Genomic DNA, 15,254 nt, shown 5'->3' with positions numbered 1-15,254 from the left:
ATCAGCGCTGCTACCCGCCCGCCGCGCGCGCTACACGGCCGGCTCCCTCGGCGCGGGCAGTGTGGGGATCGCCGCGAGCAGGTCGCGGGTGTACGGGTGGTTCGGGCTGCCCAGGACCCGCGCCGTCGGGCCCACCTCCACGGCCGCGCCCGCCTTCAGGACCAGGACCTCGTCGCACAGGTGTTGCACCACGCCGAGGTCGTGCGAGACCAGCACGAGGGACAGGCCGAGCCGGGTCCTGAGGTCGCCGAGCAGGTCGAGGATCTGCGCCCGGACGGACACGTCGAGCGCGCTGACCGGCTCGTCGGCGACCAGTACGCGCGGGTCCGGGGCGAGGGCTCGGGCGATGGCGACACGCTGCCGTTGGCCGCCGGAGAACTCGTGCGGGTAGCGGTCGCGGGTGTCGGGGTCGAGGCCGACGGCGGCCAGTACCTCGTCCACCCGCGCGTCGTGGTCACCGGCGACGCCCAGGCATTCGAGCGGTTCGGCCACGATGTCGCGCACGCGCGCGCGGGGGTCGAGCGAGCTCATCGGGTCCTGGAGCACGATCTGCACCTCGCGCCGGAACCAGGCCAGGGTGCGGGCGGGCCCGGGACGGACCTCGCGGTCGCGGTAGCGGACCGTGCCGCCGTCGGCCCGGTCCAGGCCGAGCAGCAGCCGGATCAGGGTGGATTTGCCCGCGCCGGACTCGCCGACCACGCCGAGCGCGCCGCCGTCGGCCAGCGCCAGATCCACCCCGCGCAGCGCGTACCGCCGCCCGGGTGGGGCCCACAACGAACGACGCGGCAGCCGGTAGGTCCGGGTCAGCCCCTCGGCGCGCAGCAGTACGGCGGGCGTGGTCACGACGCGGCCTCCACGGAGTCGGTGGGGATCTCGGTCGGCGTCTCGATCGGGACGAACGCCGTCGCCCGCGCGGCGGCGAGCAGCGCGCGCGTGTAGGGCGCGCGCGGGTCGTGCAGGATCGCCTCCAGCGGCCCCTGTTCGACCGTGCGCCCGCCGCGCAGCACCGCGATGCGATCGCTCACCGAGGACACCACCGCGAGGTCGTGTGTGATGAACAGCAGCGCGGTGCCCTGCTCCCGGGCCTGCTCGTCGAGCAGCGCGAGGATGTCCCGCTGCACGGTCACGTCCAGCGCGGTGGTCGGCTCGTCCGCGATCAGCAGCGCCGGTCGGCAGGCCAGGGCGATCGCGATGCCCACCCGCTGGCGCTGCCCGCCGGAGAGCTGGTGCGGCCGGGCCCGGACCAGGTCGGCCGGATCCGGCAGGCCCACCCGCGCGGCCAGCTCGATCGCCGCCTCGTCGGCCCGACGGCGGGTCATGCCCCGGTGCAGACGCAGCGGTTCGGCGATCTGCCGGCCGATGCGCATGGTCGGGTCGAGCGCGGTGAGCGGTTCCTGGAAGACCATGGCGACCCGGTCGCCGCGGATGCGGGCGAGTTCGGGCTCGGAGCGGCCGAGCAGTTCGGCGCCGTCGAGCCGGATGCTGCCGGTGACCTGGGCGCCCTCGGGCAACAGTCCGAGCACGGCCAGCGCGGTGAGCGACTTGCCGGACCCGGACTCGCCGATCAGGCCCAGCCGTTCGCCGGGCGCGAGGGTCAGGTCGACGCCGTCCACCACGGTGCGGCCGGCGATCCGGATGGTGAGGTCGGTGATCTCCAGGAGCGCGCCGTCGACCTCGGCGGGCGTACGCATCGCCCGCACCGCGCGCTCGCCCTCGTCCTTGGCGACCGGCCCCGGTCCCCCGTGCCGCAGGCGCGGATCGGTCGCGTCCCGGAGCGCGTCGCCGAGCAGGTTGAAGCCCGACACGGTCAGTGCCACGGCGAGTCCGGGCCAGACCACGAGCAGCGGCCGGGCCGCGATGTAGGGCTGTTGGTCGTGCAGGATCCGGCCCCAGGACACGGCGGGGGTGGGGCTGCCGTATCCGAGGTAGGACAACGCGGCCTCGGTCAGCGAGGCCACCGCCATCACCAGCGAGAGCTGGACGAGCAGGGTCGGCGCGATGTTCGGCAGGATGTGTCGCCGGATGGTGCGCCACGTGCCCGATCCGCTCGCGGCGGCGGCCAGGACGTAGTCGGTGCCGGCCACCCGCTCGATCTCGGCCCGGGCGATCCTGGCCAGGTGTACCCCGAACGCGACGCCGATCGCGCTCGCGGCGGTCCATACCGATCCGCCGAACACGGCGGCCAGGATCATCGCGGTGAGCAGCGCCGGGAACGCGATGGCCACGTCGATCAGTTGCACCACCCCGGCCGCGAACCGGCGCGGCCCGAGCGCCGCCGCCAGCGCCAGCGGCACGCCGAGCGCGGCGGCGATCGCCGCCGAGACGAGCGCGATCACCAGCGTCTCCCGGGAGCCGACCAGGATCAGGCTGAACTGGTCCCGCCCGAGCATGTCGGTCCCGAGCACGTGCCCGTGCGAAAACGGAAGCAGCCAGGGCGAGTTCGGGTCGACGGCGGTCGGGTCGTACGGGGTCCACACCAGCGACAGCAGCGCCGTGCCGACCAGGATCGTGATCAGCGTGCCGCCGATCAGGCCGTTGCGGTCGCGCAACAGCGCCCGCAGCGTTGCGCCGACGGCGATTCGAGCCCTCATCCGGACACCTCCCGGACCCGAACGTCCGCCAGGCGCGGGTCGATCAGCCGCTGGGCGATGTCCACGAGGAAGCCGACGAACAGCACGATCGCCACCAAGAGCATCACCTCGCCCTGCACCTTGACCAGGTCCCGGTTGCCCACGTCGGCGACCAGCATCGAGCCGACGCCGGGGAGGGTGAACACCTTCTCCACCACGATCGCTCCGACCAGGAGGGCGGCGACCTGTACGCCGAGCATGGACAACACCGGCCCGGCCGCGTTGCGAGGCCCGTGCCGAAGCAGCGCGCCGGTGCGGGTGCGCCCGGCGGCGCGCGCGGTACGCAGGTAGTCCCGGTGCAGCACGTCGAGCGTGGCCGAGCGGACGAAGCGCAGCAGCACCGCGCCCTCGGACAGCGCGAGGGTCAGCGTCGGCAACACCAGACTGCGGCTCGCCTCGCCGGGGTCGGCCCAGCCGTCCACGGGGAAGCCCTGGGCGGGCAGCAGCGGGGTCTGCACGGCGAACAGCAGGATCAGCAACAGGCCCACCCACAACGTGGGCAGCGCGATCCCGAGTTGGCTCGCCACGCTGATCGCGGTACCGTCGCGTCGCTCTCGGCGCACGGCGGCGAGCACCCCCAGCGGTACCGCGAAGGCGAGCGCCAGAACCAGCGCGCCCAGCACGAGCGGGCCGGTGACCCGCAGTTTCTCGCCGAGTTCGCCGGTCACCGAGGAGCCGTTGAGCTGCGAGTGGCCGAGGTCGCCGGTGGGTACCTCGGTCAGCCAGGTCCAGTACTGCACGATCAGCGGTCGATCCAGGCCCAAGTCGTGCCGGATGGCCCGCAGTTGTGCCTTGTCGGCGGTGATGCCGCCGACCGAGGCGGCGGCATCACCGGGGAGCAGTCGCAGCAGGGCGAAGGTCAGGATGCTCGCGCCGAGCAGGGACAGTACGAGCAGTCCGAGTCGGCGCACGACGAACACGGTCATGCCGGTCCCCGATCCGGCCGGTGTCGTGGCGGCCGGTCGTGCGACGGCGCCCGGCGCGAGGTCACTTGCCGATCCCGATGGCGGCGAGGTTGAGTCGGCTGCTGGTGTGGTGCTGGGGTGCGCCGCTGACGCCCTTGCGCACCACGGTCAGCGTCTGGGCCTGGTACAGCCAGTCGGCGCCGGCGTCCTCGGCGACCTGGCGGCCGACCCGGGCGAGCAGGTCGGTGCGGGTGCGCTCGTCGGGCGCGGCCACGGCCTGCGTGTACCAGTCGCGCACCTGCGCGTTGTCGTAGCCGAAGTAGTAGCCGGGGGTGGCGAAGTTGCCGACGTCGTGCGGCTCGGCGTGGTTGACCAGGCTCAGGTCGTAGTCCCTCGCGGTGTAGACCTCGCTCAGCCAGGCGGTGAACTCCTGCTGTTTGACCGTGAGTTCGATGCCGGCGTCCTTGAGGTTGGAGACCAGGACGTCGCCGATCGCGGCCGGGTAGATGTTGGGGATCTTCAGGGTGAGCTTGAGATCGGTGACCCCGGCGTCGGCGAGCGCCTTCTTCGCCGCCGCCGCGTCGTGCGGGTCGATCGTGGTCAGGTCCTGGTAGCCGGGGTCGGAGGTGGGTATCGGTCCGCCGAGCCGTACTCCCGCCCCGCCGAGGGACTTGATCAGCGCGTCCTTGTCGATCGCGCGCCGGATGGCGTGCCGCACGGCCGGGTTGTTCAGCGGCGCCTTGGCGTTGTTGATCGCCAGCGTGTACTTGTCGGTGGTGGTGCCGCGCAGCACGGTGAACCTGTCATTGCCCGTGAAGGGTTGGAGCAGCGTGGGCTCGGCCGCGGTCTCGATGTCGGTCTGGCCGGTGGCCTGCGCGTTGTTCGCGGCGTTGCGGTCGGGGATGTAGCTGAGCACGACCTTGGCCACCTTCGCCTTGGCGCCCTTGTACGCGTCGTTGCGCACGAGGGTGATCGCCGAGCCGCGTTGCCAGCCGTCCAGCTTGAACGGGCCGGTGCCGTTCTCCGTGGTGTCCAACTTGGCGAAGTCGGTGCCCTTCTTGTAGATCACGCCCTGGCGCTGGGTCAGCGCCCAGGTGAGGTTGGTGTCGCGCTGCTTGAGGGTGATCACCACGGTGGCCGGGTCGGGTGCGGTAACGCCCGCGATCGTGGCCAGGGTCTTGGCGTTCGGCTGCTTGGAGCCGGGCGCGAGCACCTGTTGGAGCGACCAGACGGCGTCCTCGGCGGTGACCGGCGAGCCGTCGTGGAAGGCGGCGCCGGGGGCGAGGTGGAAGGTGTAGGTGAGGCCGTCGGGGGACGTCTCGAAGCCGGAGGCCAGGGCGGGCACGATCTTGTTGTCGGCGTTGGTGTCGACCCCGAGCAGGCCCTGGTAGACGTTGTCGAGCAGGACCTGTTCCAGCGCGACGCCGGCGGTGGTGGTCAGGTTGAGGCTGGTGGGTTCCAGGACCAGCCGCACCCGGGCCGTGGCGTTCGGGTCGAGCGCGCTGTCCGCGGGCGCCGGGGCCTGGGTGTCGGCGCCGTTGGCGGCGGGGTTTGGGGTACCGCCGGAGCCGCACGCGGCGAGGACCGGTCCGGCCAGGGCGAGGACGGCGGCGATGCGGAGCGCGGAGCGGCGCATGGTGGATCGATCTCCTTGCGGGTGGGGTGGTGCGAGGTGACGTGGGGAGGCCGTGCGGCCCTCGAAGTCGGACCGAGCGCTCAGGCGCGGGCGGCGGCCAGCACGAACTCGGCGATCTCGTCGTGTACTTGGGCACTGTCGCGTTCGGCGAGCACGTTGTGCAGGTCGCCGGGGAAGATCCGGGCCCGGGCGTCGGGCAGTGTCTCGGCGGCGGCGCGGACCGCGCTCGCGGGCGCGAGGTCGTCGGCCTCGCCGTGGACGAACAGCACCGGACGGGTGATCGTGCCGCCGGCGATCAGTGCGGCGATCCGCTCGCCGCCGGCTTCCAGCGCGTCCAGCGTCTCGGGGCGCAGGCCGCCGGACCAGACCAGCGGGTCGTTGCGCAACCGTTCGGCGTACTCGGCGTTTCCGCACAGTTCGCTCGGGTCCTTGCGCAGCGACATCGGGTCGATGTCGTGTCGGGCGAGCAGCGCGCGCAGACCGCTCTCGCCCGCCGACAACCCGGTCCCGGCGCCGGCCAGGACCAGCGCGCGGGCGGACGCGGCGGCGACCCGCTCACCCGCGAGCAGCAGGGTGACGGCCGCGCCGAGCGAGTGGCCGGCCAGGATCAGCGGCACGCCGGGGCGGCCCGCGGTGATCCGTGCCAGGACCAGTTCGGCGTCGTCGGCGAGCGCGTCCAGGCTCTCGACCAGGACCCGGGTTCCGTCGCTGAGGCCGTGGCCGATCTGGTCGGGGGCCCACACCTCGATCCCGTCGGCGTTGAGTCGATGCGCCAACGGCTCGTGCAGGCCGGCGTGTTCGCCGAGTCCGTGCAGGAAGAGCACGACCGCGACGGGTTCGCCCTCGACGGGCCAAACGCGTAGGTGGAACTCACCGCGGGCACCGCGGATCCGGCTCTGGTGCACGGCCTGACGGGTGGTCATCGGGAGCCCTCCGCGAAGGTGTCGGTCGTACCGGCGGCGGCGGCCACCAGCCCGCCTGCCAAGTCGGCGAGCAGGTCGTCGATACCCTCCAGGCCGACCGACAACCGGACCAGCCCGGGGGTGACCCCCGCGTGGAGCCGCTGCTCGGGGTCCAGTTGCGCGTGGGTGGTGGACGCGGGGTGGATCGCCAGGCTGCGGGCGTCACCGATGTTGGCCAGGTGGCTGAACAGTCGCAGCCCCTCGACGAAGCGTCGCCCGGCCGGCAGACCGCCGGCCAGTTCCACCGACAACACCGCCCCCGCGCCGCGCGGCAGATAGCGCCGAGCCGCCGCGTGCCACGGGCTGGTGGGCAGGCTCGGGTGGTCCACCCGCACCACCTCGGGCCGCGCGGCGAGCCAGGCCGCCACCCGCTCGGCGTTGGCGGTGTGCCGGTCCAGGCGCAGCGACAACGTCTCGATGCCCTGGAGCAGCAGGAAGCTGTTCAGCGGTGACACCGCCGGGCCGAGGTCGCGCAACAGCCGTACCCGCAGGCGCAGCGCGTAGGCGATCCGGTCCGGACCGAACCGCTCCCAGAAGGAGAGGCCCTGATAGGTCGGGTCGGGCGCGACCAGGCCCGGGTAGCGGTCGGCGTGCGCGCCGAAGTCGAAGGTGCCGCCGTCGACCACGATCCCGCCGATCGCGGTGCCGTGGCCGCCGAGGAACTTGGTGGTGGAGTGCACCACGATGTCGGCGCCGTGCTCGATCGGGCGGAGCAGGTAGGGCGTGGGCACCGTGTTGTCGACCACGAACGGGACGCCCGCGGTGTGCGCGATCTCCGCGACGGCGGCCAGGTCGAGCACGTTGCCGCGCGGGTTGCCGACGCTCTCGCCGAACAGTGCCTTCGTGGCCGGTCGGATCGCGGCGCGCCAGGCGTCGAGGTCGTCCGGGTCGTCGACGAAGCTCACCTCGATGCCCAGGTCGGCGAAGGTGTGTTCGAGCAGGGTGCGGGTGCCGCCGTACAGGGACGCCGCCGCGACGAGGTGGTCGCCGGCGCGGGCCAGGTTGAGCAGCGCGAGGGTGGTGGCGGCCTGGCCGCTGCCCACGGCCACCGCGGCGGTGCCGCCTTCCAGTGCGGCGACGCGCTCCTCCACCACGGCGGTGGTGGGGTTGGACAGCCGGGTGTACGCGTGCGTCTCCAGGTCGGTGAGCGCGAACGTGTCGGCCGCGTGCGCCGCGTCGCGAAAGACGTAGCTGCTGGTCAGGTAGATGGGCACGGCGCGGGCGCCGGTGGCCGGGTCGGGGCGGGCCCCGGCGTGCACCTGGAGGGTCTCGAAGGCCGGTCGGGGGTCGGTCGGTTCGGCGGCGTCCGGGAGCAGGTCCGACCACCACCGCTCGACCACGCGCGGATGCGAGCGCAACCACCCGATCAGCGCGTTCTCCCCGTAGGCGGGCTTGAGCGGATTGGTGGGATCCTCGGTGACCCCGTCGGCCTCGGCGGCCAACTCGGCGGGCAGGTCGAGCGGTTCGACCACGGCGTCCAGGCGCGGGCCGAGGAAGAACGGCAACGAGTAGCGGTCGACGCCCGGTTGCGGGGCGAGCACCCGGTGCCGGGTGGCCCGCAGGTAGCCTCGTGTGGCGATCTCCAACATCTCGCCGATGTTGAACACGAACGCGTCCGGCAGCGGCGTCGCGTCGATCCAGGAGCCGTCCCGGGCCTGTACCTGGAGGCCGCCGATCTCGTCCTGCTGGAGCAGCGCGAGGTAGCCGTAGTCCTTGTGCGCGCCCACTCCCTGCTCGACGTCGGCGCTGGGCCGGCCCGGGTAGTGCACCACCTTGACGTGGACCGCGGCCTCCTCGTCGAACCACTCGTCGAAGTAGCCGCTGTCCTGGCCGAGCGCGGCGGCCAGCGCCCGCAGCACCTCGCGGCTGACCCGCAACGCCTCGGCCTGCCAGGCGAGTACGGTCTCGCGCAGTTCGGGCAGCGCGGCCGGCCACTGGTTGGGGCCGATCAGCCGCAGGTAGGCGGGATCGTCCGGGCCGAGGTCGAGCGCCGCCCGCTCGGGGCCGATGTCCAGTTGTTCGCGCCAGTCCGGGCCGCCCTCGGTGTACTCGGTGCCGGTGCGGGTGTATCCGCGAAACTGCGGCGAGTTGATGTTCTCCACCGCGAGCCGGTCCGCCTCGGGCAGCGCGAAGAAACGCTTCGAGACCGCCAGGGCGCGGGCCCGCAACTCCGGGTCGACGCCGTGGCCGATCACATAGAAGAAGCCGATCTCCCGTGCGGCGTGGCGGAGTTCGGCCAAGAAGGCGGCCGGGTCCGCGGCGGGGTCGCGGAATCGGGAGATGTCGATCACGGGCAGGGTGGTGGGAGGTGCGCTGGTTGCCATGACTGGGGTCCTCGGTACAGCCTCGGGCGCGCCGGGCCGAACGCCGGCCCGGGACGGGGCCGAACGCGGCACGGCGGACCCGTGGCGGGTGGGGCGAGACGGGTACGCGTGGGCGCGCCGGCCCGAGGGCGGCGACGCGGAAGGTGGGCGGGCCGGCGCGCGGCGGACCGGCATCGGTCACGCGGGGGCGGGCACACACCTGCTCTGCGGCGCGAAAGCGCACCGCACGAGCGCAGGGGTCAGCGACAGATCTGGTCGAAGTGGTCGGCTCGTCGACCCACCCAGAAGGGGTCGAGCAGCGCAGAAGCGACCTGACGCGGAGACATGGCCGTGATGTAAGCACGAGGAAGGCGTGTTGGTCCAGCGGACTTTCCGTCACATCCGGTCGACGACGCGTAAGGGTACGGGTCGGACATCGCGCCGGCCGACGGCCGACGTGTGGGCCCGGGACCGACCGGCGGCGAGTGTCGGGCGATACCCCGTGGCGCGAACCGCTTCGGGCCGCCTACACTCGCGGCCATGTCCTGCCCCATGCTCGTCAGTCGCCGCCACGTGGATCTCGTGCGCGTGACCAGCATGGCCTGTCGCATGTCCCGCTGAACCACGGTGACCGTTCCGGTCCCGGTGGTTCGCGCGGTGTGTGAGCCCGGGCGCTGACCCGCCGGCTCCGCCGCGCCCCGTGTTCTCCCGCTTCCCGCATTCCGCTCCCCCGTGCCCGGGCGCCTTTCGGCCCTGGCCTTCGGGTGGCCGAACCACGCGCGTCTCGCGGCCACTTCGCCGCGTGCCGCGCGGTCGGTGCGGTACGCCCGTTCGCCGCCCGTCAGGGGGCGTGGTCCCGCGTACCCGCGATCGGCCCGGCTCCACCCGCCGTTGCCCGCGCCCACCGCCGACACCCCTACCCCGCAAGGAGTTTCCGATGACCCTCGAAGCCACCGACACGCCGCCCGTCGTCGAAGCCGAACCCGTGGGCACCGACGGCCCCGTACGTACCGACGACCCCGCGTCGTGGTCCTTCGAGACCCGGCAGGTCCATGCCGGCGCCGAGCCCGATCCGAGCACCGGGGCCCGTGCGGTGCCGATCTACCAGACCACCTCGTTCGTCTTCCGGGACACCGACCACGCGGCCGGACTGTTCGACCTGTCCGAGGAAGGCCACATCTACACCCGGATCCACAACCCCACCACCGACGCGCTGGAGCGGCGTGTGGCGGCGCTCGAAGGCGGTGTGGCGGCGGTCGCGACGGCCTCCGGGCAGGCGGCGACCACGCTGGCGGTGCTCAACCTCGCGGCGGCGGGCGATCACATCGTCTCCAGCGCGTCGCTCTACGGCGGTACGTACAACCTGTTCCATTGGACACTGCCGAAGCTCGGCGTCGAGGTCACCTTCGTCGACGACCCGGACGACCTCGACGCCTGGCGCGCGGCGATCCGGCCGCGGACGAAGCTGCTGTTCGCCGAGACGCTGGGCAATCCGCGCGCCAATGTGCTGGACGTGGCGGCGGTCGCCGATGTCGCGCACGCCGCAGGTGTACCGCTGGTGGTGGACAACACGGTGCCCACGCCGTATCTGCTGCGGCCGATCGAGCACGGCGCGGACGTCGTGGTGCACTCGGCGACCAAGTTCCTGGGCGGGCACGGCACCGCGATCGGCGGGGTCGTGGTGGACGGCGGCACCTTCGACTTCGGCGCGCACGCCGAACGATTCCCCGGCTTCGCCGAGCCCGACGCTAGCTACAACGGGCTGCGCTACTGGCCGGATCTGGGCCCGGGCGCGTACGCGGCGAAGTTGCGCGTACAACTGCTGCGCGACGTGGGGGCCTCGATCGCGCCGCTGACCAGCTTCCTGATCCTCCAGGGCCTGGAGACGTTGTCGCTGCGGGTCGAGCGGCACGTGGCGAACGCGAGTGCGCTGGCCGCGTGGTTGCAGAGCCGGGAGGAGGTGGAGACCGTGCACTACGCGGGTCTGCCGAGCAGCCGGTGGTACACCGCCGGCAAGCGCTACCTGCCGCTCGGCGCCGGGGCCGTCGTGGCGTTCGAGTTGAAGGGCGGGGTCGAGGCGGGCCGCCGGTTCGTGAACGGGCTGTCCCTGTTCAGCCACCTGGCCAACATCGGCGACGTGCGCAGCCTGGTGATCCACCCCGCCAGTACCACGCACGCCCAGCTCACCGACGCGGAACGCCTGGCCACGGGCGTCACCCCCGGCCTGGTCCGGCTCTCCGTCGGCATCGAGGGCCTGGCCGACCTGCGCGCCGACCTGGTGGCCGGATTCCGCGCCGCCGCGCGGTCGAACTAGCCGGGAAGGCCGGGAACTTCGGACGGAACGCTCGCCATGTCGCACGCCGCACCCCCCACACCCGCCCCGCCGGGGCCTCGTTCGCTGACCCTGCCCGCACCGCTGTGGACCGAGTCCGGGGAGGTGCTGCCCGAGGTCCGGATCGGCTACGAGACGTGGGGTCGGCTCGCCCCGGACCGCTCGAACGCGGTGCTGGTCCTGCACGCGCTGACCGGGGACAGCCACGTCGCCGGCCCGGCCGGTCCCGGCTTTCCCACCCCCGGGTGGTGGGACGGCCTGATCGGCCCCGGTCGAGCGCTGGACACCGACCGCTGGTTCGTGGTCGCGCCGAACGCGCTCGGCGGTTGCCGGGGCAGCACCGGCCCCGCCTCGCCGGGTCCGGGTGGCCGGGCCTGGGGAAGTCGTTTTCCCCGGTTGACCATTCGCGACCAGGTGGCCGCGGAGGTGGCCGCCGCCGACGTGTGGGGCATCGAGCGGTGGGCGGCCGTGGTGGGCGGGTCGATGGGCGGGATGCGGGCGGTGGAGTGGGCGGTGACCCATCCGGAGCGGGTCGGCGCGCTGTTCCTGATCGCCACCGCGGCGGCGGCCGGCGCCGAGCAGATCGCGTGGTGCTCGACGCAGCTGCACGCGATCCGGGCCGATCCGGGGTGGGCCGGTGGCGACTACCACGATCGGCCGGCCGCGGCCGGGCCCTGGCGGGGGCTCGGCCTGGCCCGCCGCATCGCGCACATCACCTACCGCAGCGAGCCCGAGCTGGCCGCCCGCTTCGGCCGGGAGCGCCAGCCGGGCGAGGGCCCGAACGGCCGCTACGCCGTCGAGTCCTACCTGGACCACCACGCGGCCAAGCTGACCGCACGCTTCGACGCGGGCAGCTACGTGGCCCTGACCGAGGCGATGAACAGCCACGACGTGGGCCGGGGCCGGGGCGGCGTGGCGGCGGCGCTGGCCCGGATCACCGCGCCGACGGTGGTCGCGGCCGTCGACAGCGACCGCCTGTACCCGCCGAGCGGGCAGCGGACCCTCGCCGACGCCATCCCGAACGCGGGCCCCCTGCGCGTGGTGCGCTCCGCGTACGGCCACGACGGCTTCCTGCTCGAACTGGACCAGGTGGCTCCCCTGGTCGCCGAACTCCTGGAGCGGGCGACACGGGCGGATCGCGTCGGGAGTGCCGAACCCCCGGAGCGGGTCGGGCGTGCCGCCGCGACCCGAAATACGCCGCCGAACCGGAACACCCTGCTCGATCCCACCGTTACCGGAAGGTAGTCCTCCCCATCACCCCACCCGGTGTCGAGTCCGGGGAGCCGCGCCCCGCACCGGCGCGGCCCCGGCCCGGCGGCGGGCGGGCCGTCGAAAGGCCGATCACCATGACCGTTCTCGCTCCCGCGCAGGTCCGCGCCCGGTTGACCGCGTTCACCGTGCTCGACGTGCGCACCCCCGGCGAGTTCGCCACGGGCCACATCCCCGGCGCGTACAACGTCCCGCTGGATCGGCTGCGCGAGGCGGTGCCGGTGCTCAAGCGGGCGGCGCATCCCGAACTGTTGATCGTCTGCGCCTCCGGTGCCCGCTCCGAGCGGGCCCGCACCGAGTTGGCCGCCGCCGGCATCGAGGCCGCGCACCTGAGCGGCGGCACCTCGGCCTGGGCCGCCGAAGGCCACGCCCTGGACGCCCCGGGCGGCGCCCGCTCGGTGTGGCCGATGGAGCGCCAGGTCCGCTTCGCGGCCGGCTCCCTCGTGGTGCTCGGCCTGCTCGCCGGCCGCCGTGCGCCCAAGGTGCGCCTGCTGTCCGCGGCGATCGGCTCCGGCCTGGTCTTCTCCGCCGTCACGAACACCTGCGGCATGGCCGCCGTACTCGGCCGACTCCCCTACAACCGTCCCGCCGCCGAGACCCCCGACCTGCCCGCCACGCTCGGCGCCCTCGACCGCGGCTGACCTCTGACCGAGGGCAAGGGCGCGCCAAGTCGCCGCAAAATGGGCTTCGGATGGGGAACCCGCCCGTTGGCCGCGTACGTGTTCGGACATGTGTCCGTAGTTCCGAACAGTGCTTGGAGTCACCGGTGACGAGCCTGCCCACCCGCCGTGTCCTGCGTCGTCTGACCGTTCTCGCCGTGGCCGGGGTGCTCGCCGCCGGGACCGCGGCGTGTTCCTCGGATTCGGGAGGTTCCGGAGGCAAGGCGAGGCCCGGTGGGCGCGAGGGGTCCGCGGAGGTCGGTCCACCACCGTCCGACGCGCCCACCGCGGCCGATCCGCAGGCGTCGATCCCGGCGCCGCTGGTGCCGGACGCACTGGTGCGCAAGACCGCGACCGGCGGACGTACGGTCGCGCTGACCTTCGACGACGGGCCCAGCCCGCAGTGGACGCCGCAGGTGCTCGCGCTGCTCGAGCAGTACAAGGCGAAGGCGACGTTCTGCATGCTCGGCCCGAACGCGAAGGCCAATCCGAAGCTGGTCAAGGAGGTCGTCGCGGACGGCAACCGGCTGTGCGACCACTCGGTCACCCACGACGAGGGCATCGCGAAGCGCCCGCTGTCCCGGATCAAGTACGAGATCACCACCGCGCACGACCAGATCCTCGCGGCGGCCGGACCGGGCACGAAGGTCGACTGGTTCCGCGCGCCCGGCGGCGACTGGTCACCGCAGGTACGCGCGATGGCGGCCGGGTACGGCATGCGCTCGCTGGACTGGTCCGACGACACCCGCGACTGGCAGCGCCCCGGCGCGGACAAGATCCTGGCCACCGCCGAGAAGGAGCTCAGGCCCGGCGGGATAATCCTGATGCACGACGCGGGCGGCGACCGCGCGCAGACCCTGGCCGCGCTCAAGCGGCTGCTTCCCTGGCTGGTCCAACAGGGCTACACCTTCGACTTCCCCGCCTGAGTCCGGAGGCCGACACGCCCCGGCGGGTGCATCGGGATCGCCGCGTCGTGGATAAATCTAGTGAAATGCACTATTTGACCCTTATTGCCGCCGGTCGTCACACCCGGCTCCGCACCCGCATCCCGGCCCGGGCTCGGGCCCGGGTGACGATCGCCCTCCTCCTCTCCGCGACCGCCCTGGGCGCGACCATCGCACCGACGGCCGAGGCCGCCTCCACGCGCGGTGGGGCCATCGCCCGTTCGGAGGTCCTGGCCCGGGCGAAGGACTGGTTCGACCGCAGGGTCGAGTACGACCAACAGGCCGTCGCCCCGGACGCCGACGGCGCGCACGAATACCGCACGGACTGCTCCGGAATGGTCGCGATGGCCTGGCATCTGCCGAGCACCGACTTCAACACCGATTCCCTCGACCGGCGTTCGGTCACCGTTCGGGTGGGCCGCGACGACCTGCTCCCCGGCGACGCGCTGGACGACACCGCCGACGGCCACGTGGTGATCTTCACCGGTTGGATCGCCCGAAGCGCCGGCGCCTTCACGTACATCCAACTGGCCAACCCGCGCACCGACATGGCCGAGGGCACCGGCAGCTTCGACAGTCCGCTGCTCGCCGGCCACCCGACCGCGAACTACGTCGGCCTGCGCTACCTGCACGTCGTCGACGACGAGAACACGCCGTCGCGCGTCCTGGACCGGTATCCGTGGTCCTCGTCGAGGAATCGCAGCACCTCGGCGACCACGGCCGGGTCGCTCATCACGCGGTGATGGCCGAGTCCCCTGGTGACGAACAGCCGGGCCCGGTCGGGATGAGCCGCCGCGAGCCGATACCCCTGATCGACCGTCGCCGTCGGGTCGTCCTCGTCGTGCACGACCAGGATCGGCACTCGTACCCGCTCGGGACCGTGGGACGCGGAGAACCGCTCCCAGATGTCCGTCTCCGGGGCCAGCAGCCGCTCGTCCGCCCGCTCCCGGACCAGCGCCACCACCCTCGGGTGCAACCGGAGTCGGGCACTGAACCGGTGCAACAGGTATTCCATGTCGCACACTCCGCCGATCGCCACCATCCGATCCGCCCGCACCCCCGAGCGCAACGCCTGGAACGCCCCGAGCACACCGAAGGAATGCGCCAGCATGGCCCGGAAATCCCCATGGCGCTCCTGGAGTTGCCGGGCGATCTCGGCATAGTCCAACACCGTGGGGCCGATCCCGCCCGAATCCCCGTTGCCCGGCGCGTCGAAGCCGATCGGGGTCAGCCCCCGGGCCCGCAGCTCCTCGACGAACGGCGCGAAGCGCGAGGCCCGGGACTGCCATCCGTGCAGCAGCAGAACCGGCTCGGCCCCGTCGCCCCAGCGGTAGGTGACCACCTTCCGACCGCCGACATCCAAGGTGTCGGTGACCGCGAACAGGTGCGCCGAACGCTCCGCCTGCCGGACCGGACTGCGCCCGATCGGACGCCGAAACAGCGCATAGGCCAGCGCCCCGGCGGCTCGCGGAGACAGCGCCGTCGTCGCCCGCAGGGCCAACCGCGCGGACGTCTCCCCGGCCCGCCTGCCGACCGACCCGGAGTTGGGCCCCCCCCCGCGGGGGGGGGCAAGCGGGGGTTTGGAAGAGTGAGGATGGAAGTGGAAGCCCGCGG

General features: G+C 73.1%; 12 protein-coding genes and 1 pseudogene. 5 read left to right on the top strand and 8 right to left on the bottom strand.

All coding sequences use genetic code 11. The annotated features are described in order from the left end of the window. Positions 1 to 30: 30 nt before the first annotated feature. The 7 genes and pseudogenes from ACFRCG_RS25645 to ACFRCG_RS25615 form a co-directional block, all read right to left on the bottom strand. Positions 31 to 843, bottom strand: a complete 813-nt coding sequence (locus ACFRCG_RS25645; RefSeq protein WP_380035343.1) for an ABC transporter ATP-binding protein — start codon at positions 841 to 843, stop codon at positions 31 to 33. Next, positions 840 to 2,591 carry a dipeptide/oligopeptide/nickel ABC transporter permease/ATP-binding protein gene (locus tag ACFRCG_RS25640; RefSeq protein WP_380035340.1) on the bottom strand — a complete coding sequence of 584 codons (1,752 nt, stop codon included), beginning with the start codon at positions 2,589 to 2,591 and terminating at the stop codon, positions 840 to 842. The genes ACFRCG_RS25645 and ACFRCG_RS25640 overlap by 4 nt, the downstream gene beginning before the upstream one ends. Then, complete coding sequence (locus ACFRCG_RS25635) at positions 2,588 to 3,556, bottom strand: ABC transporter permease (protein ID WP_380035337.1); 969 nt, start codon at positions 3,554 to 3,556, stop codon at positions 2,588 to 2,590. The genes ACFRCG_RS25640 and ACFRCG_RS25635 overlap by 4 nt, the downstream gene beginning before the upstream one ends. Positions 3,557 to 3,617: 61 nt before the next feature. Continuing rightward, positions 3,618 to 5,171: an ABC transporter substrate-binding protein gene (locus ACFRCG_RS25630; protein ID WP_380035334.1), complete on the bottom strand. Its 1,554-nt coding sequence runs from the start codon at positions 5,169 to 5,171 to the stop codon at positions 3,618 to 3,620. 80 nt (positions 5,172 to 5,251) lie between these two features. Further along, positions 5,252 to 6,094 carry an alpha/beta fold hydrolase gene (locus ACFRCG_RS25625; protein WP_380035331.1) on the bottom strand — a complete coding sequence of 281 codons (843 nt, stop codon included), beginning with the start codon at positions 6,092 to 6,094 and terminating at the stop codon, positions 5,252 to 5,254. Continuing rightward, positions 6,091 to 7,449, bottom strand: coding sequence for an O-acetylhomoserine aminocarboxypropyltransferase/cysteine synthase family protein (locus ACFRCG_RS25620; RefSeq protein ID WP_380035448.1), 1,359 nt, complete (start codon positions 7,447 to 7,449; stop codon positions 6,091 to 6,093). The genes ACFRCG_RS25625 and ACFRCG_RS25620 overlap by 4 nt, the downstream gene beginning before the upstream one ends. Before the next feature lie 180 nt (positions 7,450 to 7,629). Further along, positions 7,630 to 8,457: pseudogene (locus ACFRCG_RS25615) on the bottom strand (isopenicillin N synthase family dioxygenase); the annotation flags it as partial. A 519-nt stretch (positions 8,458 to 8,976) separates the two neighbouring features. Here ACFRCG_RS25615 and ACFRCG_RS25610 point away from each other — a divergent pair. The 5 genes from ACFRCG_RS25610 (at position 8,977) to ACFRCG_RS25590 (ending at position 13,622) form a co-directional block, all read left to right on the top strand. Further along, on the top strand, positions 8,977 to 9,057 hold the full coding sequence (locus tag ACFRCG_RS25610; RefSeq protein WP_379998678.1) for a putative leader peptide: 81 nt from the start codon (positions 8,977 to 8,979) through the stop codon (positions 9,055 to 9,057). A gap of 316 nt (positions 9,058 to 9,373) precedes the next feature. Next, positions 9,374 to 10,750, top strand: coding sequence for a bifunctional o-acetylhomoserine/o-acetylserine sulfhydrylase (locus ACFRCG_RS25605; RefSeq protein ID WP_380035328.1), 1,377 nt, complete (start codon positions 9,374 to 9,376; stop codon positions 10,748 to 10,750). 36 nt (positions 10,751 to 10,786) lie between these two features. Then, positions 10,787 to 12,013 (top strand): homoserine O-acetyltransferase, encoded by a 1,227-nt coding sequence (locus ACFRCG_RS25600; protein WP_380035325.1) that lies wholly within the window; start codon positions 10,787 to 10,789, stop codon positions 12,011 to 12,013. Positions 12,014 to 12,114: 101 nt separating this feature from the next. Continuing rightward, positions 12,115 to 12,678: a rhodanese-like domain-containing protein gene (locus ACFRCG_RS25595; RefSeq protein WP_380035323.1), complete on the top strand. Its 564-nt coding sequence runs from the start codon at positions 12,115 to 12,117 to the stop codon at positions 12,676 to 12,678. Positions 12,679 to 12,803: 125 nt separating this feature from the next. Further along, positions 12,804 to 13,622 carry a polysaccharide deacetylase family protein gene (locus ACFRCG_RS25590; RefSeq protein WP_380035320.1) on the top strand — a complete coding sequence of 273 codons (819 nt, stop codon included), beginning with the start codon at positions 12,804 to 12,806 and terminating at the stop codon, positions 13,620 to 13,622. A gap of 640 nt (positions 13,623 to 14,262) precedes the next feature. Here the strand turns inward: ACFRCG_RS25590 and ACFRCG_RS25585 are convergent. Beyond that, positions 14,263 to 15,141 (bottom strand): alpha/beta hydrolase, encoded by an 879-nt coding sequence (locus ACFRCG_RS25585; protein WP_380035317.1) that lies wholly within the window; start codon positions 15,139 to 15,141, stop codon positions 14,263 to 14,265. Positions 15,142 to 15,254 lie beyond the last annotated feature (113 nt).

The sequence above is a fragment of the Embleya sp. NPDC056575 genome (genome assembly GCF_042793325.1).
In the GTDB taxonomy this organism is placed as follows: Bacteria; Actinomycetota; Actinomycetes; order Streptomycetales; family Streptomycetaceae; genus Embleya.
The sequence above is the reverse complement of the archived record's forward strand: the minus strand, read 5'-3'. Positions and strand labels throughout refer to the sequence as shown.

Coding starts and splice junctions, on each gene's coding strand:
- ACFRCG_RS25640 (WP_380035340.1), bottom strand. CDS start 2,591: ATGAGGGCTCGAATCGCCGTCGGCGCAACGCTGCGGGCGCTGTTGCGC.
- ACFRCG_RS25635 (WP_380035337.1), bottom strand. CDS start 3,556: ATGACCGTGTTCGTCGTGCGCCGACTCGGACTGCTCGTACTGTCCCTG.
- ACFRCG_RS25630 (WP_380035334.1), bottom strand. CDS start 5,171: ATGCGCCGCTCCGCGCTCCGCATCGCCGCCGTCCTCGCCCTGGCCGGA.
- ACFRCG_RS25625 (WP_380035331.1), bottom strand. CDS start 6,094: ATGACCACCCGTCAGGCCGTGCACCAGAGCCGGATCCGCGGTGCCCGC.
- ACFRCG_RS25610 (WP_379998678.1), top strand. CDS start 8,977: ATGTCCTGCCCCATGCTCGTCAGTCGCCGCCACGTGGATCTCGTGCGC.
- ACFRCG_RS25605 (WP_380035328.1), top strand. CDS start 9,374: ATGACCCTCGAAGCCACCGACACGCCGCCCGTCGTCGAAGCCGAACCC.
- ACFRCG_RS25600 (WP_380035325.1), top strand. CDS start 10,787: ATGTCGCACGCCGCACCCCCCACACCCGCCCCGCCGGGGCCTCGTTCG.
- ACFRCG_RS25595 (WP_380035323.1), top strand. CDS start 12,115: ATGACCGTTCTCGCTCCCGCGCAGGTCCGCGCCCGGTTGACCGCGTTC.